General features: G+C 44.4%; 15 protein-coding genes and 1 tRNA gene. 12 read left to right on the top strand and 4 right to left on the bottom strand.

Features of this window, described 5'->3' with window-relative positions:
* Nucleotides 1-186 precede the first annotated feature (186 nt).
* The 5 genes from CXF65_RS04630 (at nt 187) to hemB (ending at nt 9,651) form a co-directional block, all read left to right on the top strand.
* Entirely contained in the window at nt 187-1,212 is a 1,026-nt protein-coding gene (locus CXF65_RS04630; RefSeq protein WP_101211212.1) for a polyprenyl synthetase family protein, read from the top strand.
* 645 nt (nt 1,213-1,857) lie between these two features.
* Nucleotides 1,858-3,264 carry an efflux RND transporter periplasmic adaptor subunit gene (locus CXF65_RS04635; RefSeq protein WP_101211213.1) on the top strand — a complete coding sequence of 469 codons (1,407 nt, stop codon included), beginning with the start codon at nt 1,858-1,860 and terminating at the stop codon, nt 3,262-3,264.
* A gap of 35 nt (nt 3,265-3,299) precedes the next feature.
* Nucleotides 3,300-6,539 (top strand): efflux RND transporter permease subunit, encoded by a 3,240-nt coding sequence (locus tag CXF65_RS04640; protein WP_101211214.1) that lies wholly within the window; start codon nt 3,300-3,302, stop codon nt 6,537-6,539.
* Nucleotides 6,536-8,392 carry an efflux transporter outer membrane subunit gene (locus tag CXF65_RS04645; protein WP_101211215.1) on the top strand — a complete coding sequence of 619 codons (1,857 nt, stop codon included), beginning with the start codon at nt 6,536-6,538 and terminating at the stop codon, nt 8,390-8,392. The genes CXF65_RS04640 and CXF65_RS04645 overlap by 4 nt, the downstream gene beginning before the upstream one ends.
* Before the next feature lie 251 nt (nt 8,393-8,643).
* Nucleotides 8,644-9,651, top strand: coding sequence for a porphobilinogen synthase (hemB, locus tag CXF65_RS04650; RefSeq protein ID WP_025651763.1), 1,008 nt, complete (start codon nt 8,644-8,646; stop codon nt 9,649-9,651).
* 273 nt (nt 9,652-9,924) lie between these two features.
* Here the strand turns inward: hemB and CXF65_RS04655 are convergent, their stop codons facing one another.
* The 3 genes from CXF65_RS04655 to CXF65_RS04665 form a co-directional block, all read right to left on the bottom strand.
* The gene (locus CXF65_RS04655; RefSeq protein ID WP_101211216.1) at nt 9,925-10,905 is read right to left on the bottom strand and encodes a glutathione S-transferase family protein; all 981 of its coding nucleotides are present in this window, start codon (nt 10,903-10,905) and stop codon (nt 9,925-9,927) included.
* Between the two features lie 260 nt (nt 10,906-11,165).
* The gene (locus tag CXF65_RS04660) at nt 11,166-12,059 is read right to left on the bottom strand and encodes an SMP-30/gluconolactonase/LRE family protein (protein ID WP_101211217.1); all 894 of its coding nucleotides are present in this window, start codon (nt 12,057-12,059) and stop codon (nt 11,166-11,168) included.
* Between the two features lie 125 nt (nt 12,060-12,184).
* A complete protein-coding gene (locus CXF65_RS04665; RefSeq protein ID WP_101211218.1) occupies nt 12,185-13,387 on the bottom strand; it encodes an iron-containing alcohol dehydrogenase in 1,203 nt (400 codons plus the stop codon).
* Between the two features lie 344 nt (nt 13,388-13,731).
* Here CXF65_RS04665 and CXF65_RS04670 point away from each other — a divergent pair.
* Nucleotides 13,732-13,808, top strand: a tRNA-Val gene (locus tag CXF65_RS04670).
* Nucleotides 13,809-14,048: 240 nt separating this feature from the next.
* Here the strand turns inward: CXF65_RS04670 and CXF65_RS04675 are convergent.
* Nucleotides 14,049-14,273: a helix-turn-helix domain-containing protein gene (locus CXF65_RS04675; RefSeq protein ID WP_101211219.1), complete on the bottom strand. Its 225-nt coding sequence runs from the start codon at nt 14,271-14,273 to the stop codon at nt 14,049-14,051.
* Between the two features lie 150 nt (nt 14,274-14,423).
* Between CXF65_RS04675 and CXF65_RS04680 the strand changes: the two genes are divergently transcribed.
* From CXF65_RS04680 to cas3f, 6 genes are all read left to right on the top strand, one after another.
* Nucleotides 14,424-14,639, top strand: coding sequence for a hypothetical protein (locus CXF65_RS04680; protein WP_101211220.1), 216 nt, complete (start codon nt 14,424-14,426; stop codon nt 14,637-14,639).
* Nucleotides 14,640-14,650: 11 nt separating this feature from the next.
* Nucleotides 14,651-15,853 (top strand): site-specific integrase, encoded by a 1,203-nt coding sequence (locus CXF65_RS04685; RefSeq protein ID WP_101211221.1) that lies wholly within the window; start codon nt 14,651-14,653, stop codon nt 15,851-15,853.
* Nucleotides 15,850-16,140 (top strand): hypothetical protein, encoded by a 291-nt coding sequence (locus CXF65_RS04690; RefSeq protein WP_101211222.1) that lies wholly within the window; start codon nt 15,850-15,852, stop codon nt 16,138-16,140. The genes CXF65_RS04685 and CXF65_RS04690 overlap by 4 nt, the downstream gene beginning before the upstream one ends.
* A gap of 10 nt (nt 16,141-16,150) precedes the next feature.
* Entirely contained in the window at nt 16,151-16,468 is a 318-nt protein-coding gene (locus CXF65_RS04695; RefSeq protein ID WP_101211223.1) for a hypothetical protein, read from the top strand.
* 174 nt (nt 16,469-16,642) lie between these two features.
* Entirely contained in the window at nt 16,643-17,638 is a 996-nt protein-coding gene (cas1f, locus tag CXF65_RS04700; RefSeq protein ID WP_101211224.1) for a type I-F CRISPR-associated endonuclease Cas1f, read from the top strand.
* Complete coding sequence (gene cas3f / locus CXF65_RS04705) at nt 17,639-21,127, top strand: type I-F CRISPR-associated helicase Cas3f (protein WP_101211225.1); 3,489 nt, start codon at nt 17,639-17,641, stop codon at nt 21,125-21,127.
* The last annotated feature ends 181 nt before the right edge of the window (nt 21,128-21,308 follow it).

Genomic DNA, 21,308 nt, shown 5'->3' on the forward strand with positions numbered 1-21,308 from the left:
GTATTTAATAGAGAGATACAGGCAGTTTTAGAGTCAATGCTCTGCGTCATGTCTTACTTTATTCAACAATTGAGACGCCTAGCTATGCTATTATAAGCCAGACAATAACCCTAGGTAGGTAGCTATCCTAGCTATAGATTAGGGCTATTACCCACCCTTTTATTTTCATTAATATGACTATTAATTATGACCAGTACCCCTTTAGATAACATCTCTCCTACTTCTCAATCTACGCTGACCTATGCTGATATCCAAAATATCGTGGCGGATGATTTTGAAATTATGGACAAGCAAGTATTCGGTAGTCTGAACTCAAAAGTCCAATTGGTGATGAGCGTCTCACAGCATGTGATTAATGCAGGTGGTAAGCGGATGCGCCCGTTGATTACCTTGTTATGTGCGCGCATGCTCAATGATGCACCATCACAGCAGGCCATGCATTTGGCAGCCATTACTGAGATGCTGCATACGGCAACTTTAGTGCATGACGATGTGATTGATGAGTCAGGGCAGCGCCGTGGTAAGCCAACGGCGAATGCCACTTGGGACAATGCCACAGCAGTACTGGTCGGTGACTATCTGATTGCCCGCGCCTTTAACTTGTTGGTTGGTTTTCAAAGCTTGCCACTACTGCAGGTATTCTCAGACGGGACTTGTGATATTGCCGAAGGTGAAGTATTGCAGCTGCAACATCAGCATAACCCTGCCGCGACTGAAACCGATTATCTCAATATTATCGATGGCAAAACCTCTCGTCTGTTTATGATGGCGACCCAAGGCGCAGCTATCTTGCAAGACAAAACAGAATATATGACCGCGCTGGGCGATTTTGGTCAGCACTTCGGTAATGCCTTCCAGATTATCGACGATGTACTCGATTACAGCGGTGATAGTGAGCTAATGGGTAAAAACTTGGGTGATGATTTAGCCGAAGGCAAACCGACCCTACCGACTATTAAAGCGCTTGAATTATTAAAAGACAGTGATAAAGCAGGCTATGAGCAATTACGTGTCGCTGTACAAACGGGCAAAACACCCAATGCAGAGCAGCTTATCGAATTGGTACGCACCTCTGGCTCATTAGACTATTGTAAGCTGCGCGCTTTGGAAGAAACGAAGCTGGCACAACAAGCGCTAAGTACCCTGCCTGACAATCGTTATCGCCAAGGGCTGCACCAATTAACAGAGCTTGCCAGCGCACGTTTATTATAGTCTGACTGCTAACATTTACGCTGTGCCCATATCTGTGTCTATAAAAGTCGTCTTCGATACAGGTTTTGGCTCATTTATTTAATGGTCACATTTAACGGTTGCTAAAATAAAGGTTTTGGTTGCACATGGGATTTTTGAGGTCAAACAGGTAGGAATAACCGTCTCATATGACTTTTATAACAAAAGTTAACATTTTTTGTCATCGAAGCCTCTAGATGATTTTTTTGGTTATTCGTTGGTGTGTCGCTTGTAACCACGGCACTTAGCGCAAGATTCACAACTAAAGTCGCTGTTTTTTCTGGCAAACCCTATTCTAAAGTACTTGACTATGGGGTAACCCCATTAGTTTATAATATGCGATTAAATTTACTAATCAACTTTATGGTTTGCCTACATCTATGACGCTAAAAATCTTGCCTCATTATTGCGCATACAACCTTAGCGACCGAATATTTTGGTCATAATCCGCTACTAAAATTGGTGCTATTAAAACTGATTTTATTAACAATGCGATGAGCAAAATATGCCGAGGCACATAGCCTCAAGACTACCCATATATTTACTCTTTAAAGAATTTAATACGTTAAGATTTATTTATAAACTTTTTATACTGTCATTATTTATTTTATATTGCCGAGGACATTGATGAAGCACTCTTATCTTGCGCTTGTAATAGCATCTGTACTATCTGGAGCTGTACTGGTTGGCTGTGACAAAAACGAGGACGCCGCTGGCGCTGATGCCGCCGCACAGCAGCAGATGCCGCCTGCCGTCGTCAACGTCCAAACTGTCACTTTCGATACGGTACCTCAAGTACAAACATTTTCTGGACGTACAGCGGCTTATCAAACCGCTGACGTTCGTCCACAGGTCAACGGCGTCATTGACGAAGTACTGTTCCGTGAGGGCGGTAATGTCAAAAAAGACCAACCGATGTATCGTATCAATACGGACAACTACGCTACCTCTATTACTAGTGGAGAAGCAGCGGTCGCTCAAGCACAAGCCAATTATCAGACAGCACTGGCTAATAATGCCAATGCCAAAGCTGAATTGGGCAGTCGCCAAGCGTCATTAGCTCAAGCGGTTAATGACTTCCAGCGCCTACAAGGGCTTGTGGAGATTGATGCTATCTCGAAGCAACAATACGATCAAGCACAAACGCAAGTCCGTACTGCACAAGCTGCATTAGACAGTGCACGGGCGACTGTCGGTCAAACGCAAGCAGGTATCGAAAGCGCAAAAGCGGGCATTCAAACCGCGAAAGCAGGTTTAGAGTCCAGTACCCTTGATCTGAATCGTACCATCGTACGGGCACCAATCTCAGGGCGCACAGAGCGCTCAAATGTGACGGCTGGTACTTTGGTTAGTGCCAGTCAAGCCAATCCGTTGGTGACTATCTCGCGCTTAGATCCTATCTATGTCGACATCAGTCAGTCTTCGTCTGAGCTGTTGAAATTGCGCCAGCAAATATCGGAAGGCAAAGCGCAGCCCGGTATGAACTCGGTTGAATTGGTACTAGAGGATGGCTCGGTCTATCCGGTACGCGGTAAGCTTGCGCTATCTGAAGCAAAAGTGGATGAGTCAACTGGCGCGGTTACCTTACGTGCCATCTTCCCAAACAGCAACAACATCTTGCTGCCAGGTATGTATGTGACTGCCCGCTTGACCCAAAGTGTCATTACCAATGCGGCATTAGTCCCGCAAAGCGCAGTGACACGTACATCTAAGAGTGAGACGCAAGTCTATATCGTCGATGAAAACAACAAAATCCAAGTACGTCCAGTTACTATTAATGGTACTTACAACGGACAGTGGGTTGTCACTGACGGTCTAAAAGCAGGTGATAAAGTGGTGGTGATTGGCGGCTCAAAAGTCAAACCTGAACAAGAGGTAGTCGCTAAGCCACTCGAAAACGCCAATCCAGCACCATCTGCAAAAGGACAAGGCACGCCAAACGCCAAAACGCCTCAGCAAGCTGCAAAAACGGTGGATAAGCCAGCTGGTAACGAAACTTCTGCTAAGAAACCTACAGAAACCGCTGCTAACTAATTCCATTCAAAGATAGGAAGACTTAGGGATATACTATGTCACGTTTTTTTATTAATCGCCCTATTTTTGCATGGGTTATGGCTATTTTGGTCATGCTCATCGGGGTGATATCGGTTATTAATCTACCGATCGAACAGTATCCACGTATTGCACCGCCGACTATTTCGGTCAGTGCAAGCTATCCTGGTGCTAACGCACAAACCGTCGAAAACTCAGTCGTACAGATCATTGAGCAACGTATGAAAGGCCTCGATGGTCTGATGTATATGTCGTCATCGAGCTCGTCAAATGGTAGCGCTTCAGTGACGCTTACCTTTGAAAACGGCACAGATCCTGACACAGCTCAAGTACAAGTACAGAACAAACTGCAAGCAGCGATGAGCTCCTTGCCTGAGTCTGTTCAGCGTCAAGGTGTCAACGTCAATAAATCGTCTAGCAGCTTTTTGATGGTGCAAGCATTTATTTCTGAAGATGGCACCATGGATCGGGCAGATATTGCCGATTATATTAACTCTAATGTCGTCGATTCGATCAGTCGTGTAGAGGGTGTGGGTGAAGTTCAAGTCTTTGGCTCTACCTATGCGATGCGTGTATGGCTTGACCCTTCACGCCTACGTAGCTATAACATGGTGCCCTCTGATGTGGTCAATGCGATACGAGCGCAGAACGCGCAAGTATCTGCCGGTCAGTTAGGTCAAGCCCCTGCTGATACCGACCAACAGGTTATCAATGCTACGGTCACGGTGCAAAGCTATCTTCAAACGCCTGAAGAATTCCGAAACATTCTACTAAAAACAGATACCTCAGGCGCACAAGTGCGCTTAGGCGATGTGGCAGATGTCGAGATTGGCAGTGAAAACTATAGCGTTGTCTCTCTCTACAATGGACAAGAAGCCGCCGGTCTTGGTATTTCGCTTGCGGGCGGTGCTAACGCGCTTGAAACTCGCGAAGCTGTTGGCGCACGTATGGCTGAGCTGGAGCAAAACTTCCCAATTGGTCTAGCCTCAGTCGTTCCGTATGACACCACACCCTTTGTACGCTTGTCTATCGAACAAGTCGTTATGACCCTCATTGAAGCGATTGTGTTGGTATTTATCGTTATGTTTATTTTTTTACAGAACTGGCGTGCCACCATTATCCCGACCCTTGCCGTACCTGTCGTACTCTTGGGTACCTTTGCAGTGTTGTATATTGCAGGCTTTAGTATCAACGTCTTGACCATGTTTGCTATGGTTCTCTCCATCGGTCTGCTGGTCGATGATGCGATCGTCGTGGTAGAGAACGTTGAGCGTATCTTGGAGGAAGACCCCGATATCTCCATCAAAGACGCGACCACTCAATCGATGGGGGAAATCAGTAAGATCGTTATTGGTATTGCGCTTATCTTGTCCGCCGTATTCGTACCAATGGCCTTCTTTGGTGGCTCAACAGGTGTGATTTATCGCCAGTTCTCCATCACTTTGATTACCGCTATGGTACTCTCGGCATTGGTTGCCCTTGTCTTTACCCCTGCGCTATGCGTGACCTTACTAAAACGTGGCAAGAGCCATGAAAAGGGCAAGGACGAAAAGCAAAAAGGCTTCTTTGGCTGGTTTAACCGCTCGTTCTTTAAGCTTAGTCGTTCATACGAGGGCTTTGTTGGTAAAAGCATTCGTTTCAAATGGCTATATTTGATTGGTTATGCGGCCATTATCGGCGTCATGGTGGTGGTATTCTTACGTATTCCCGGCTCGTTTTTACCAGAAGAAGATCAGGGTATTATGTTTACCTTGGTTCAGCTTCCTGCTGGTTCGACATTAGATGAAACGCAAGAAGTGCTCGATAAAGTCAGAAACTATTACGACACTCAAGAAACCGATAACATTGCCTCTGTCTTTACCATTGCAGGCTTCAGCTTTGCTGGTCAAGGCCAAAACATGGGACTCGCATTCGTTCGCTTGTCAGATTGGGACAAGCGTTCCGGTGATGAAAATACGGCCCAAGCTGTTGCTGGTCGGGCAATGGGTTATTTCTTTACTCAGATAAATGAAGCACAAGTATTTGCCATTGTACCACCAGCCATTACTGAGCTTGGTAATGCCAGTGGTTTTGATTTAATGATTCAAGATAATGGTAACCTTGGTCACGATGGCCTACTTGAAGCACGTAATATGCTCTTAGGTATGGCAGGACAGAATGATCAAGTCGCTGGTGTACGTCCAAACGGTCAAGAAGACTCACCGCAGTTAAAGGTGAACATCAACCAAGAGCAAGCCGCTGCTTATGGCTTGTCGCTAGGTAATATCAATAGCGTCATCTCGACTGCATGGGGCTCAAGCTACGTCAACGACTTTATCGATCGTGGCCGTATCAAACGTGTCTATGTACAAGGTGAAGCCAGCAGCCGTACCAACCCTGATGACATTGGTAAGTGGTATGTACGAAACGAGACGAATGATATGATTTCATTTGATGCCTTTTCGACCAGTGAATGGCAGTCAGGCTCACCGCGTCTGACCCGCTATAACAGCTTACCATCAATGAATATCCAAGGTAGTGCAGCCCCAGGTTTGAGTACTGGTGAAGCCATGAGCTCAATGGAAGCCATGATAGACAAATTACCTGAAGGCATCAGTTACGAGTGGACGGGTATGTCATTGGAAGAGCAAAAATCAGGTGCCCAGGCGCCGATGCTTTACGCGCTTTCAATCTTAGTCGTATTCTTGTGCTTGGCGGCACTATATGAGAGCTGGTCTATCCCCTTCTCTGTCCTATTGGTTATTCCACTTGGGGTATTGGGTGCGGTGATATTTACGTGGTTACGAGGCTTCGCCAACGATATCTACTTGCAAGTAGGTCTACTGACGGTGGTTGGTCTATCGGCTAAAAACGCCATCTTGATTATCGAGTTTGCTAAAGACCATCAAGAGGAAGGCTATAGTCTAAAAGATGCGGTCATGACGGCGGCACGCCAACGTCTGCGTCCAATTATCATGACCTCACTTGCCTTTGGTCTGGGTGTTGTGCCATTATTCTTGGCGACTGGTCCAGGTTCAGGCAGTCAAAATGCTATTGGTACCAGTGTGGTTGGCGGTGTCGTAACGGCAACCTTGTTAGGCATCTTCTTTATCCCGATGTTCTACATTTGGGTACGCAGTGCGTTCCCGTACAAATATGCCAACAACAAGCCAAATGATAAAGGCGATGGCGGCGATGACAATGGTACGCCTGGTCCGCAGAACCCAACTCCCTCTGAGAGTTATCAGCCTGCAAGCTTTGGAGATAATACACAATGAGTTCACAACCTTTTACTACTAACTCAGCAGCGGTAGTCACAACTACTGCTCATGTGCGCCCAATGTCAGGCGAACAGGCAGCGCTGGTTGCTAGATTTGCGAGCCCAACTATTGCACGAGTGCGCAGAAATAGTGTTCGCTTAATCAGCTTAACGGCTTTAGCGATGAGCATGGCGGCTTGTAATACCATTCCAAAAGCCGATAGCCGTCCTGTACTTGCCGAGCCTAACATCCCTATCGAACAAAGCTACGGTGCCTTTGATAAGGAAACGGCCAGTAACGCAGCCCAGCCTAGTATTGCGGGACAACGCTGGCAGAACTTCTATAGTGATGAGCGCCTAAAAGGGCTAATTGCATTAGGATTAGAGAACAATAAAGACTTTGAGAGCGCACGCCTAGCTATCGAAAAAGCACGAGCGCAATATCAAATCACCGATATTAACGATCTGCCGACCATCAATGGTAGTGGTGGTTACACGCGCCAAGCACAGAACAGAACGGACAAAAACCCCAATAGTAGTTATAACGTCAACCTAGGGTTGGCCAATTATGAGCTGGATTTTTGGGGTAAGATTGCTAGTCTAAAAGACCAAGCTTTGCAAAATTTCTTGGCGACCACCGCAGCCAAAGATTCGACGCAGATCAGTCTGATCAGTAACATTGCCCAAAGCTATGCCAATCTAAGCTATAGCTTAGCGCAGCTTAAGTTGGCAGAAGCCACGGTTGAGAGTCGTGAACGATCGTTATTCATTGCGACCAAACGGTTTGAGGCAGGGATTGATCCTAGACTGCCTTCGTTGCAAGCCAGTGCTTCTTTAGAGAATGCTAAACTTGCCGTATTGCGGGCGCAGAGCAGTATCTTGACCTCGCGTAATGCCCTGCAATATTTGATTGGTGCTCCGATTCCTAACGAGCTGATTCCAACGCCTGCCGTTAGCAATATCACTAGCCAGAAAATCTTTAATGCTGGCCTACCAAGTGAGTTGTTGCGCTATCGTCCTGACGTCCTGCAAGCGGAATACAACCTAAAAGCCGCTGGTGCCAATATAGAAGTGGCACGTGCCTCTTACTTCCCCTCTATTAGCCTAGCGAGTAGTATTGGTGTCAGTAGCGGTAGCTTAGATGACTTATTCAAGAGCGGCGCTGTCGGCTGGTCATTCGGCCCAAGTATTAGTGTCCCAATCTTTGATGCAGGTCGTTTAGATGCAGAATATGATGTGGCCAGAATTGAACGTGAGCAAACGCTTGCCAACTATGAAGGCTCTATTCAAACGGCATTCCGTGAAGTCTCGGATGTACTAGCGACACGCGCCACCTTGGGTGAGCAGCTAGAAGCACAGTATCGTCTACAAGATAACTTTGAGCAGACTTATCAAATTGCCGATGCACGCTTTAAAGCCGGTATCTCAAACTATCTAGATGTACTCGATGCCCAGCGTTCGCTATTCTCGACCCAACAAGGAATTTTGGATCTAGAACTACAAAAACTCGTCAGCCAAATTGAGTTATACCAAGCGCTCGGTGGCGGTGCCAACCTTGATGTGCCAACGGTGATTCCTGTGCCGCAACACACCAACTTGGTGCAAGCGGTCAATTTCCCTGCGTATAGCAACAAAACCAAAGCAGCCAACGCGATTGATGCAGCTAGCTCTGCACGAGTAGCTTCTGTGCAAGAAGCTCAAGCGATTAAGCAGTCACAACCATCAGAAATCACTACCTTTAACCCCACGGCTGTCGTTGATGTCAATAACGATGGCAAAACAGACGCGGCAGTGGGTGTGATTACTGAGGAGACGACTTTTAAAGAAGCTGGCGTTGAACAAGTTCCTGTGACTCAGATTAATGAGCCTTAGGCTATTCTGAAACCTTTGTTTGATGACGTTGCTTACGCATTACGTTGACAGTCGATAAATACAATCAGCCCTGCCGACTTGGTAGGGCTTTTTGCTTTCGCCAGCTGTCTTTGGTTATAGTAGTGGCACGATATGAGCAGCAAATATAGTCAGTGAAAAGTAATATCAATACATCACGCACTATATAACAAAATCTATTTTTAGTGATTTACAACAATAATGAGTAAAACAACCATAAGTAAGGAGTGATTATGAGCTATACCTTTAACCGCCAATACCCTGCCACTCGCTTGCGCCGCTTGCGTTATAACGATAATGTGCGAGCGATGATTCGCGAAGTAGAGTTACATCCCAAGCATTTTATTGCCCCTGTGTTTGTACTAGAAGGCAACAACCAGCGCGAGACGATCGCCAGTATGCCGGGTGTCGAACGCTTGTCAATTGATTTGCTAATTGATTATGCCAAAGAGCTGTTAGCAGAAGGGGTCACGACCCTTGATATCTTCCCTGTCATTGATAACGCCTTAAAAACACCTGATGGCAAATCAGCCTATGATGAAAATGGCCTCGCTGCGCGCGCAGTAACAGCCATCAAAGATGCATTGCCAGAAATGGTGGTGATGACCGATGTGGCCTTAGACCCTTACACCTCACACGGTCAAGATGGTCTGCTCGATGACAGCGGCTATGTCATGAACGATTCGACCATCGAAGTATTGGTCAAGCAAGCGCTTGTCCACGCTCGTGCTGGCGCTGATATTATCTCACCCAGCGATATGATGGATGGCCGTATCAAAGTCATGCGTGAGGCGCTTGAGTCAGAAGGCTTTGTCAATACAGCCATCATGGCTTACTCAGCCAAATACGCCTCCGCCTATTACGGCCCGTTCCGTGATGCCGTTGGTAGTGCTGGCAACTTAAAAGGTGGTCATAAAAAGCAATATCAAATGGACTTCGGCAATCGCGCTGAAGCTTTACATGAAGTCGCCATGGACATCAATGAAGGCGCTGATATGGTGATGATTAAACCCGGTCAGCCGTATTTAGACCTTATTCGTGAAGTCAAAGATACCTTTGGTGTACCGACATTTGCTTATCAGGTCTCTGGCGAATATGCCATGCACATGGCCGCCATTCAAAATGGCTGGTTAAGTGATGATGTTATCCTAGAATCTCTGATTGGCTTCCGCCGTGCTGGTGCTGATGGTATCTTGACTTATTTTGCGCTAGAGGCAGCACGCCAGCTAAACAACGCTTAAGCGCTGTTAGGTACCATTATGTAGGCTTAGACATTTTTAGCTCAAGCTCAAGCTCAAGCTCAAGCTCAAGAAAAATGATAAGCCGATTCAATGCCTTTCAACACAAAATCGCCCCAGCTGGCTTAAGTCAGCTGGGGCGATTTTTTTATGACCTTTCCGTAGCGGGTAAATGGCTTTTGCTCACGTTACTTGTCACTTAACGCAACAGTCAGCTATAGTCAAACTATCCTAAAAAAGCGACAGTATTGCTGATATATCTGTATTACTTTTCAGTCACGATAGCTGCTCACGATTATGTGGTGCATTAAAATCAGTAATGGGACCAACCGGTACGATACCAGTCGGGTTAATATTGGCATGACTGGTGTAATAATGCTGCTTAATATGCGTCATATTGACCGTTTCAGCAATACCTGGTACTTGGTATAAATCACGCAGATAGCCCCAGAGATTTGGGTAATCAACGATGCGGCGCAGATTACATTTGAAATGCCCAACATACACGGCATCAAAACGTATCAAAGTCGTGAACAAGCGCCAGTCCGCCTCGGTTATCGTACTTCCTACCAAATAACGTTGATTTGCCAAACGCGCCTCTAAGGTATCTAGCGCAGCAAACAGCTCAGTCACCGCTTCTTCATAAGCCTCTTGCGTGCTTGCAAATCCTGATTTGTAGACACCATTATTAACGGTAGAATAAACAAAGGCATTAATCTCATCAATCTCTGCTAATAATTCTGACGGTAGAAAATTACCTGCTAGTGCGCCAACCTCATCGAAGGCTGAATTGAGCATACGAATGATTTCAGACGATTCATTGCTAACGATCGTTTTGGTTTTTTTATCCCATAATATTGGCACTGTCACGCGCCCGGTGTAGTCGGACTTTGCCGCGACATAGATCTCATAAGCATGGGTTGCATTGTTCAATGGATCGGCAATCACGCCCTCACCCTCAGCAAACGTCCAGCCCTCCTCACCCATAAACGGATGAACGACAGACAGTGAAATCATGTCTTCTAAACCTTTGAGCTTGCGATAAATCGTGGTGCGATGCGCCCATGGGCAAGCCAAAGAGACATAGAGATGGTAACGATCAGGCTCAGCTTCAAAGCCACCTACAGCAGATGGACCTGCACGACCATCTGCCGTTATCCAATTCCTAAATCTAGCATCTTCGCGCTGAAAGCGACCACCGCTAGCTTTGGTGTCATACCATTGATCTTGCCATTGACCATCGACTAACAAGCCCATATCAAACTCCTAATTACCTGTATTTTTATGACTATGCTCATTTAAAAACTATCCCAATAACTACCGCTTATACCGACTTCATTATGGGATAAACATTTTTAACGTAAATCAGTCTATTCATAGTAAAGCATCACTCCTATTGAGGCACAACAAAAAATGATGCAAGTTATATTGCATCACTCTAGTCTGTTTTAATTTTAGTAGTTCTGACAGCAAAAAGCTGTTGTAGCATAGTACATGCGCCAACAGCTCAGCAGATATTAGGCTGCACCAACCGCTACTTTAGTCATCCAAATCTCTCCCTCACGCGCTTGAGTACGTTTATGCTCTTCAAAATCTGGTGCCACACATAAGAACAAGGTCTTGCCATCTACGCCGCCCAATTCACAAGCGAACGTACCTACATTAAAGGGTGATAAATCAATGGTCTCTACGATTTTGTTATCTTTGACTCGCACTGCTTGCTGACCCAAGCAGTCTGATATCCATACCGCTCCTTCAGCATCGATACACGCGCCATCTGGAGCAACCACTGAAGCCTGCGCATAATCACCGAAGTTAGGTCCGGTAGCAAGGGGGCCAAATACCGCCCAGTCTTTGCGCTCGCCAAGGGTACCATCGTCTTGAATAGCAAAGGCGGACACTCTATTACCGAAAGATTCGTTGATGATTAAGGTGCGTTTATCCGGCGTTCTGACCGTGCCATTAGGAAAGTATAATTCATCTGCGACGACTTTTAGCGTGCTATCGATATCAATCATAATCAGACAAGCAGTATCCATATCGCCGCCGTTCATCAAGTCAAAACCAAAGTTGCCCACATAGCAGCGACCGTGGTCATCGACGTACATATCGTTGCAATAGCCTTTGGCAATACTAGATAAGTCTGCGTACTCTTCTAGACTGCCATCTTCTTTAATTTTCATGACTTTTTTGTCTTTCATAGACACCACCAACAAGGTACCATTTGGTAGCCAGCCCAAGCCAGAGGGTTGATTGGGTACTTCGGCAATGGTCGTTACCGTGCCATCCAAATCTATCGAGTATACGCACTTGGTATAAAAATCTGATATCCAAAGCTTACCATCCTGCCATCGTGGGGCCTCGGTATAGGTAAAACCTGTGGCTAGCGTAGTGAATTCACATTGACTCATAAAGAGTACTCCTTGTGGTTGATGAGGCTAATAAGGTAAGCGGCCTTGCTTACTCAAAGGTCTAACTGATCAAAAGTGTCATTAATCAAAGGTATATCGGTTTAAGGGTTGAAATAGATAAGAAGCTATAGGACACTCTGGTACATCTGCCGTACCTCTTCTATGCTCATATCACGCGGGTTTGTAGCGATCAGCCGAGCAATTTTTTCTACCACTTCGGTCGCCATCGGCAATAAATCAGCTTCCGTCACTCCCACTTCACTTAGCCTCGTAGGCAAGCCACTTTTGTTTAAATAGCCTTCTATCTCATCGACGGACGCATGCGCCGCTGCTTGCTCATCTGCGAACTGACGCTGCGGCATAATGACACTGGCAAGCTCAGCATAATGGCGACTTGCGGCCTCGATATTAAAACGAAAGACTGGCCGCATCACTAAGGCATTAGAATGACCATGGGGCACATGAAACTTGGCACCCAACGGATAAGATAAGCCATGCACCGCTGCGACCGACGCATTGACAAAGGCCATGCCCGCTAAGGTTGAGCCTAACAACATGTTTTCCCGCGCTGTTATATCGTTGCCGTCCTCTAGCACCGTCATAAAGTTTTGCGTTAAAAGCTGTAGACCTTTGACTGCGAGGGCATCAGATATGGGGTTTTTCTTGGTACGGCTGGTATAGGCTTCGATACAATGCACCATCGCATCCAATGCTGGGGCAGCCGTTACATGTCTTGGCATGCCCAAGGTAAGCGCAGCATCGAGCAGTGCTATATCAGGCAACAATTTAGAAGAATAAATGGCTTTTTTGTCGCCTTTATCACCAGTCAACACCGAGACAAAGGTCATCTCTGAGCCAGTACCTGCCGTGGTCGGAATAGCAATAAGGGGCAATCGAGTGCCTGTTGCTTGCTCGTTACCCACCATGTCATCTAACGACTGGGTCGAATGAATAGCGAGCGCAACGATTTTTGCAGTATCCATCGAGCTGCCACCCCCAAGCCCTATCACCACAGTTGCGTCCGACTCTTTGCCAATTTTGGCGGCTTGCCGAACAACTTCGTAAGGAGGGTCTGCCTGCACACCATCAAATACAGTGACTTGAAAACCTGCTAGCTCTAATGACGCACAAGCTTGCTTGGCATAGCCGAACTGGACGATGCCAGGGTCTGTCACCAATAGTGCCATCGGTAGATTGCCATTCATACTTGCGGCATCGTCAGTTAAGTTATCACCCAATAATGATTTTGCTAACTGACCGAGCTCACTCGTTAATCCGCCTGACTTACAAACGATTTTCGGAGTGGTTAAAAACGTTAAATCTACCATTGAACATTCCTTGTTCTATTACGAAATTTTATGCAGTCATTAAAATAAGTACGGCGCATATCACCACAGTCTATCGGCTGTGGTTGTACAACAAAAACCTCAAAAATAGAGCGCTTCAGTGCAACGCATAGAAAATACTGCTGAGTTGATAATGCCACATATCATAGGAAATGACTGCTTATTTTGTGCTCATTTACTCAATAAAACTGGCTAATATCATTCAAATAAAGCTATATTGGACTAAGTCACGACAGACAATAGCTCGCTATTAAAATAATAACTTAACATTGTTATAAAAAAGACTTGCAAAGTCTGAAAAACTTGCTAAAATGCTCAACCTAAATAGGCGTATAGCTCAGTTGGTTAGAGCGCTACCTTGACATGGTAGAGGTCAGCAGTTCGAATCTGCTTATGCCTACCAAATTTAGAAAGCCCCAATCTTCAGATTGGGGCTTTTTTTTGTCCGTAAAATATGGGCTGTATCGGAAAAGAACGTTGACACCAATTAGAATACTCACTTTTCCAACCCTAATTAAACGGTATCAAAAACTCTGTGTGCCCAAGTTGTGCCCAAAATGTGCCTCCTCTTAATTTGCACTATTCATCAAAACAGCCTATTTAACCTCTACTCTAGTCTTTCTAAAACCACTTAAAATCTGATTTATTTCTTTTCATCTATTAGTTCGTTTGGCACATAAGTAAATAAATCACCTACTCCAATATCTAATGCCTCACAAATCTTATCCATAGTTTCAAAATCAATTCTTGAAGTCTGTTCATTATAGATCTTGTGCATTGTCGACTTACTAATTCCCGTCGTTCTTATCAAATCAGCTACTTTCATACGTCGTTCAGCCAGTAGCACTGGTAGGTTACATAAAATCATCAATAATTCCTTAATAGACTAAAAAAGTACTTGCATCGACTAACGTTAGCTAGTAAAGCACTTCTATCGAATAACAAATTACTTTCATAAAATTATTTGTTATATCGATAAAACAATCTAGTTGTTTAATTGGCTTACAAGGAATTTATTATGTCACACACCTACCTGACAACCCAAGAGCTTTCTGAGCTTATCAAGTATAACCCTCGTACTATTCGCAATGAGCTTAAAGATACGGTGCTTATCGAAGGTATTCATTACATTCGTCCTTTCGGCGGCCGTAAGATTCTATACGTTTGGGAAGAGATCGAAAAAGATATGCGTACTGGCATCGCTGGCAGCATTAACGCTATGGCATTGCAATAAGGAGAAGCATTATGGCTAGTATCAGAACACGTCGGGGTAGCAATATGCTATTTGTTGATTTTCGCTATATGAACAAGCGTTGTAGGGAGACGACAAACCTTACAGACAATCCAGCCAACCGCAAGAAGCTTGAGAAGGTGATTGAGAAAATGGAAGCAGAAATCACATTAGGTATCTTTAGTTACGCTAAATATTTTCCTAAAAGTGATAAGTGCGATGAGATGATGGCGTTAAGTGATCGTAAGGAATGCATTCAAAGTGACACCCCTTCATTTAAACAATTTGCCACATTATGGTTTTCTGAAAAGGAGATCGAGTGGCGTGATACCTATAAACGCAAAATACAGGAGATCATTGATATGTATTTATTGCCTAGTTTTGGGACTAGACCCATTCATATCATAAAAAAGACAGATGTATTAGCCTTCCGTTCATCGCTCGCCAAAGTAACGTACGGAAAAGCTAACAAACATCTGTCAGCGGCACGCATCAATTCGATAATGGTACCTTTAGGTATGATACTAAAGGAAGCGGCAAAACGCTATCAGTTTGACAACCCTTATTACGATATCAATGCGCTCAAACAGCCTAAAACGGATATTCAACCATTCACACTGAATGAGGTTTGGACGTTTATTAATGGTGTGAGAGCGGACTATCGCAATTATTATCTGGTACGTTTTTTTACTGGTATGCGTACGAGTGAGATTGACGGGCTGACGTGGGAGAACATTGACTTTAATCGACGTGAGATTGTGATCAAGCAGGCTCTAGTTAAAGGCAAAATGGTTCCTCCTAAGACTCAGGAGTCTTATCGTGCGATTCAAATGTCACCTTGGGTCTATGACGCTCTGAAGGAACAGCAGACCATTACTTATAAACGATCTGACTATGTGTTTTGCGCGCATACAGGTGAACCACTTGATTATAACAACGTAAATAAGCGTGTTTGGCACCCTACTCTTAAGATTTTGGGTCTCAAAAAGCGTAATGCCTATCAGTCTCGTCACACTGCAGCCACGCTTTGGCTAGCAGCAGGTGAGAGTCCTGAATGGATAGCGAGTCAAATGGGACACTCTACGACTAAGATGCTATTCAATACGTATAGCCGTTACGTACCGAATATGACTAGGCAAGATGGTAGTGCATTTGAAGCATTGGTCAATCGGAGTCAGATTGCTCAGGTATCTACTGACAAGGAGACGTCACAATGAAAATGATTGATTACGATAAACTGCATGCGACGTTTAAACCTAGTAGCTATGTCAGTAATGACGCAAATCATATGGCTAACTCTCTCATTTGTGAGCTCTGTATTCAATCAGGTACTGGTTTGGCTCGTTTCTTGACCATTAACAGCTGCTTCGATAATCATATGGCAATGCGGGTATGGGTACAGAAGCGCTTAGATGCCAATCCTGACTATGTACTTGATGAGATGCGTGGTCAGCTGAAGAGTGAGCTTTACGAGCTACTACCACACACTGGCTATGGGTACTAAGGAGGATATTATGAGCTTAAGACTTGAGCCTAATATAACGCAGAACTCACGGGATCTGAAAATCTGTAGCGATTACTGGGCATACGATAATGAATGTGGCTTCATTGAGCATGTAGAAGGGGTTTGTCAGAAGTATGACATCAGTCCTCATATTATGTTTGTTACGGTAGGCCAGTGTTTTGCTTATCTAGATGATGTACTTTGCGAGTACTGTGGTTATGTTTGCCCTTTAGAGGTGCCAGCAGACATTTCTTATATGCGTGCAAAACATAGTTGGTGTTGTGAAGTATGTGAGCACGCTGTGTGGCGTGAGCATAACAACCGATAAATTTTTTTAAACATTCAAAGCCAAACAGCTTAGGTTGTTTGGCTTTTTATTGTTTCTAATTGACTGACGACATCTGTTGTCGTAAAGACTTTTTTATACGTTGTTTTACCGACATAGTTCCGTTAAAGTAAATTTGTATTAAACTTTATAATGCTTTCAATGGACGGAACTACTATGGCAAAATCTAGCAACGCTTATACAGATAATAGTTTTGCCTCATCAGATCTAAAAACTATTCTGCACTCTAAACGTGCCAATATTTACTACCTTTCCCATTGTAGGGTAATGCAAAAAGATGGAAGGATTCTCTATCTAACTGAAGAAGATAAAGCCAATCTGTTCTATAACATTCCTATCGCTAATACCACCTCAATCCTGCTCGGTACAGGAACTTCCATCACTCAAGCGGCGATGCGACTGCTATCACAAGCAGGTGTCTTAGTTGGCTTTTGTGGTGGTGGTGGCTCGCCATTATTTATGGGTGCGGAGCGTGAAGTCTATGTCGAGTGGATGACGCCACAAAGCGAGTATCGTCCAACAGAATACATTCAAGGGTGGATGAGCTGGTGGTGGGATGATGACAAGCGTTTGATGGCAGCGAAACTTTTGCAACACGCACGATTGGCTTATCTACAAACGGTATGGAATAAAGACAGTGAGCTAAAACGTTGGGGCTTTGATAGCAGTAATGACGCAGTGCAAGCCCTGCTCACAGATAACAGTCGGCAAATCAATCAGCAAATGGAGGTCATGCACTTATTGCAATTAGAAGCGCGTTTGACTAAGCAGCTCTATAAACTGGCCGCCAAAAATACGGGCTATGATGGCTTTACAAGGGAACATGAAGGTATCGATAAGGCCAATGATTTCCTTAATCACGGCAACTATTTGGCTTATGGTTTAGGTGCGACCACAGCATGGACATTAGGTATTCCACATGGCTTTGCGGTAATGCACGGCAAGACTCGGCGCGGTGCATTGGTATTTGATATCGCCGATATTATCAAAGATGCACTGGTACTACCCCTCGCCTTTATCTGTGCCAGCGAAAACATGAGCGAGCAAGAGTTTCGTCAAGAATGTCTGAATATGTTTACTAAGCATAAGGCACTGGATTATCAGTTCGAAGTCGTAAAGCAGATTGCTATGACCAAAAGCTGGGAGGCATAAATGATTGTCACTTTAGTCTCGCAATGTGAAAAGAAGGCTCTAGGTCGAACTAGGCGTATTTTGGACGCTTTCGCTAATCGGATTGGTGATAATGTTTGGCAAACGGCTATTACTGAGGAAGGTCTAAAAACCGTCAAGCAGCTATTACGCAGCTCAGCGACTAAGTCGACGGCGGTAAGCTGTCATCGTAATAAGACACGCCAGCTGACTGAACTGGTATGGGTAGTGGGCAATAAGCGTAAGTTTAATGAGGTTGGAATTGTTCCTGTGAACCGTACCAAAAGAAACATCTTGCACAGTGAATGGGAAAATGAGTGGAGCTATGCCAGTAGTATTCAGATTATTGCCACTATATCTGCCCTGCTTCATGATATCGGTAAATCAACCATTGGCTTTCAAAACAAGCTCCTTGTCGGTAGCAAACAAGGCGACTCTTATCGGCATGAGTGGATATCATTAAAACTGTTTGAGCTGATGATTATTGATTGCGCTACTGATGAGGCATGGCTTGAACGTTTGATGCAGTTAGATGATTGGCTGAAAAATAACGATATAGAAAGATTACTGTCTAAAGCCAATCAAGATACCGTCAACATAGAAGCAATGCCGCCCCTTGCCCAGTGGGTCGCGTGGTTAATTGTCACCCACCATCGATTGCCACCTGCGGATAAAGTATTTCATTCCTTTACCGCCATTCAACGTATGCAGCAGCCCAAAGAAACACTAGCTTATAAGCAAAATTTGCAACAGTTTTATAGCAAGTTAACGCCTTTTGACTTTTGGGTCAAAAATCCAAAATCGTTAGAGGAAATGAGTAAAGCTCAACTAAAAAGCTTTTGGCAATTTGAGCATTTAGTGATTAATAGCCGTGCATGGCAAAAAAATATCAGACGCTGGTCTAAAAAAGCACTCAATGATCCTGCATTAATGCAAATTAGTCAGCAAGCAATTGATAACAAAAAGGCTATTAGTGATCCGTTTTTACTCCATTTATCGCGTTTATGTTTAATGGTAGGTGATCATAATTATTCCAGTCTAAAAGAAAATGACTCACGTTGTATAACTGTTAATAGCCAGTTTAAAAAATTAGCTGCCAACACTGACCGAACCGCTAGCACGCCCACTGTAAAACAGTCATTAGAGGAGCATTTATTGGGCGTGGGTGCTTTTACCGCTCATTTCTGCCGCGCGCTACCTATTATTGCTAGCGAAATGCCTACCCTACGCAATCACGATCCATTGGCTAAGCCGACTGGCATAGAGCGTTTTAAATGGCAAAACCAAGCATTTAAAATGAGCTATGGTTTGCAAGAAGCGACACGTGAGCATGGATTTTTCGGGGTAAATATGGCCTCGACAGGCGCAGGTAAAACCATCGGTAATGCTCGTATTATGTATGCTTTAGCTGACCCTAAAAAAGGTGCGCGTTTTACCATTGCATTAGGACTGCGGATTTTAACTTTACAGACAGGGCTAAGCTTTCGTAAAGACTTGAAGTTACAAGGCGACCAATTAGCCATATTAGTTGGCGGCAGCGCGAATAAAAAACTGTTTGAGCTGGTATACGACAATAAGACTAATGATATTACAGATATTATCAGCGAATATAAAAAAGACGACGAGCCTGATAATGAATCAGAGACCTTTGGTAGTGAGTCTAGCGAGGATTTATTAGATGAGTTTGTTGATAGCGATATCGATTATCAGGACTATGAGACGCTGAATCTCGATACTGTCATTGCCAGTCCTAAAGCGCGCGATTTAATATTTGCGCCGATTGTGACTTGTACCGTTGACCATATTATCCAAGCAAGCGAGTGCAAACGTGGCGGTAAATACATTGCACCAATGCTGCGTCTACTGAGTAGCGATTTGATACTTGATGAGCCTGATGATTTTGACCAAGCGGACTTGCCTGCGCTTTCGCGTTTGGTGCATCTTGCCGGACTCTTTGGCACACGTGTTCTGCTGTCTTCTGCCACTCTGACGCCTGACTTAGTAACAGGATTATTCGAAGCTTACATGGAAGGACGCAAACTGTTTAACCAAAGCCAAAATAAGCCTACTCCTAAAATAGTCTGTGCCTGGTTTGATGAACAACCTAAAGCGATGCTATCCGAGCAATGCGCTGATGTTGATGCCTTTCAAAATACCCATAAACAATTTTGTGATAAGCGTGCCAGCTATTTAGCCAAGCAGCCCGTTAAACGTCAGGCAGAAATATTGCCCTTTTCAGCTTCTTACACCAAAGATAATGCGACACAGTTTTATAGCGCTTTGGCACAAACTTTGGTCGATGCTGCCATAAGCTTGCATGATAAGCATCACGAGGTGCTGCCTAATTCTAATCAGAAAAAATCTAGTGATAATACGCAAGTGAGTATCGGGTTGGTGCGCGTCGCCAATATCAATAACATTACTAATATTGCCATGCAGTTATTTAAAGCAGACGACATAGCTGTACCAGATAATACGATAATACATGTGGTGTGCTATCACGCCAAGCAGCTATTGCTACTCCGTAATGCGTTAGAGAATAAACTCGATAGAATCTTAGATCGTAGCGACTCGAAAACCAATATCTTTAATCATCCTGAGATTGAACAAGCCATTGCTAATCAGCCTGCTAAAAAACATATCTTTATGGTTCTAGCCACCCCTGTTGCCGAAGTTGGTCGCGACCATGATTATGACTGGGCGATCGTCGAACCCTCTTCTATGCGCTCTATCATTCAGTTGGCAGGACGTGTCTGGCGGCATCGTCCTGAAAAGCTCGCCAATGAACCGAACATCTTACTGCTGCAATATAATATCCGCTACTTTAAACATGCAAATAGCAAGCGACCCATTTTCACGCATCCAGGGTTTGAGACCACGCTATTTAAGCCACCAAGCTACGATTTAAATAAATTGATGACTCAAGAGCAGCTAGCACAAGTCGATTCAAGACCTAGAATTTCAAGGTCTCAAAACAAAACCATAGAAACGTTAAGCGACCTTGAACATCGCGTCATGCAGCATTTATTAAACAACCATAAACTTAATTATGTCAACGCCTATTGGGATAGCAAGGCTACTGCCAATCGTACCCATACGCATTTGCAGCAAATCAGTCCTTTCAGAGCAGGAACGCCGCAAGACGATTGGTTATTGATTCCACGAATGGTCAATGATGACGAGGATACTGACATGCCGAGCATGGGCTTTGATACTTATTATAGCGAGGACGTCTTTGAAAAAGGCTTAGCCAAATCTAGCACCCACAATAAAACCATTCAACCGCTAGCCTTTAATTTTGAGCACGAACAAATAAAGCCATGGCTGACTGTCTCCTTGAATGACGTTTTACAAGACTTGCAAAAATCCCAGCCCGATAAGAGTTTGCGCTCGTTAGCCATCACTTATTCATCAGTGTCGCTTGATAGCATTAAGTCTAGCAATAGTAGTGGCTGGATGTTTCATGAATTTTTTGGTTTTGTTCGTGGATAGGTTTTAGCCCATTAATTGTCTGCATAAAAAAGCACGGCGTTAACCGTGCTTTTGCTAGAAGCCACCTGAGCGGTGGTGAAAGATAATACCAGTTATAACATTTTCTAAGCCACCTGAGCGGTGCAATCAAATTATAACAGAGCGTCTTTTATAAACATAACTGATATCTCTAATATTTTAA

Origin of the sequence: Psychrobacter sp. Sarcosine-3u-12, from assembly GCF_002836005.1 — a bacterium.
Lineage (GTDB): Bacteria > Pseudomonadota > Gammaproteobacteria > Pseudomonadales > Moraxellaceae > Psychrobacter > Psychrobacter okhotskensis.

Bases quoted from the DNA above. Each gene is read 5' to 3' on its own strand.
- CXF65_RS04695 (WP_101211223.1), top strand. From the start codon at position 16,151: ATGAGCTTAAGACTTGAGCCTAATATAACGCAGAACTCACGGGATCTG.
- CXF65_RS04655 (WP_101211216.1), bottom strand. From the start codon at position 10,905: ATGGGCTTGTTAGTCGATGGTCAATGGCAAGATCAATGGTATGACACC.
- cas3f (WP_101211225.1), top strand. From the start codon at position 17,639: ATGATTGTCACTTTAGTCTCGCAATGTGAAAAGAAGGCTCTAGGTCGA.
- CXF65_RS04640 (WP_101211214.1), top strand. From the start codon at position 3,300: ATGTCACGTTTTTTTATTAATCGCCCTATTTTTGCATGGGTTATGGCT.
- CXF65_RS04660 (WP_101211217.1), bottom strand. From the start codon at position 12,059: ATGAGTCAATGTGAATTCACTACGCTAGCCACAGGTTTTACCTATACC.
- CXF65_RS04675 (WP_101211219.1), bottom strand. From the start codon at position 14,273: ATGATTTTATGTAACCTACCAGTGCTACTGGCTGAACGACGTATGAAA.
- CXF65_RS04685 (WP_101211221.1), top strand. From the start codon at position 14,651: ATGGCTAGTATCAGAACACGTCGGGGTAGCAATATGCTATTTGTTGAT.
- CXF65_RS04690 (WP_101211222.1), top strand. From the start codon at position 15,850: ATGAAAATGATTGATTACGATAAACTGCATGCGACGTTTAAACCTAGT.
- CXF65_RS04680 (WP_101211220.1), top strand. From the start codon at position 14,424: ATGTCACACACCTACCTGACAACCCAAGAGCTTTCTGAGCTTATCAAG.
- CXF65_RS04665 (WP_101211218.1), bottom strand. From the start codon at position 13,387: ATGGTAGATTTAACGTTTTTAACCACTCCGAAAATCGTTTGTAAGTCA.
- CXF65_RS04635 (WP_101211213.1), top strand. From the start codon at position 1,858: ATGAAGCACTCTTATCTTGCGCTTGTAATAGCATCTGTACTATCTGGA.
- hemB (WP_025651763.1), top strand. From the start codon at position 8,644: ATGAGCTATACCTTTAACCGCCAATACCCTGCCACTCGCTTGCGCCGC.
- CXF65_RS04630 (WP_101211212.1), top strand. From the start codon at position 187: ATGACCAGTACCCCTTTAGATAACATCTCTCCTACTTCTCAATCTACG.
- CXF65_RS04645 (WP_101211215.1), top strand. From the start codon at position 6,536: ATGAGTTCACAACCTTTTACTACTAACTCAGCAGCGGTAGTCACAACT.
- cas1f (WP_101211224.1), top strand. From the start codon at position 16,643: ATGGCAAAATCTAGCAACGCTTATACAGATAATAGTTTTGCCTCATCA.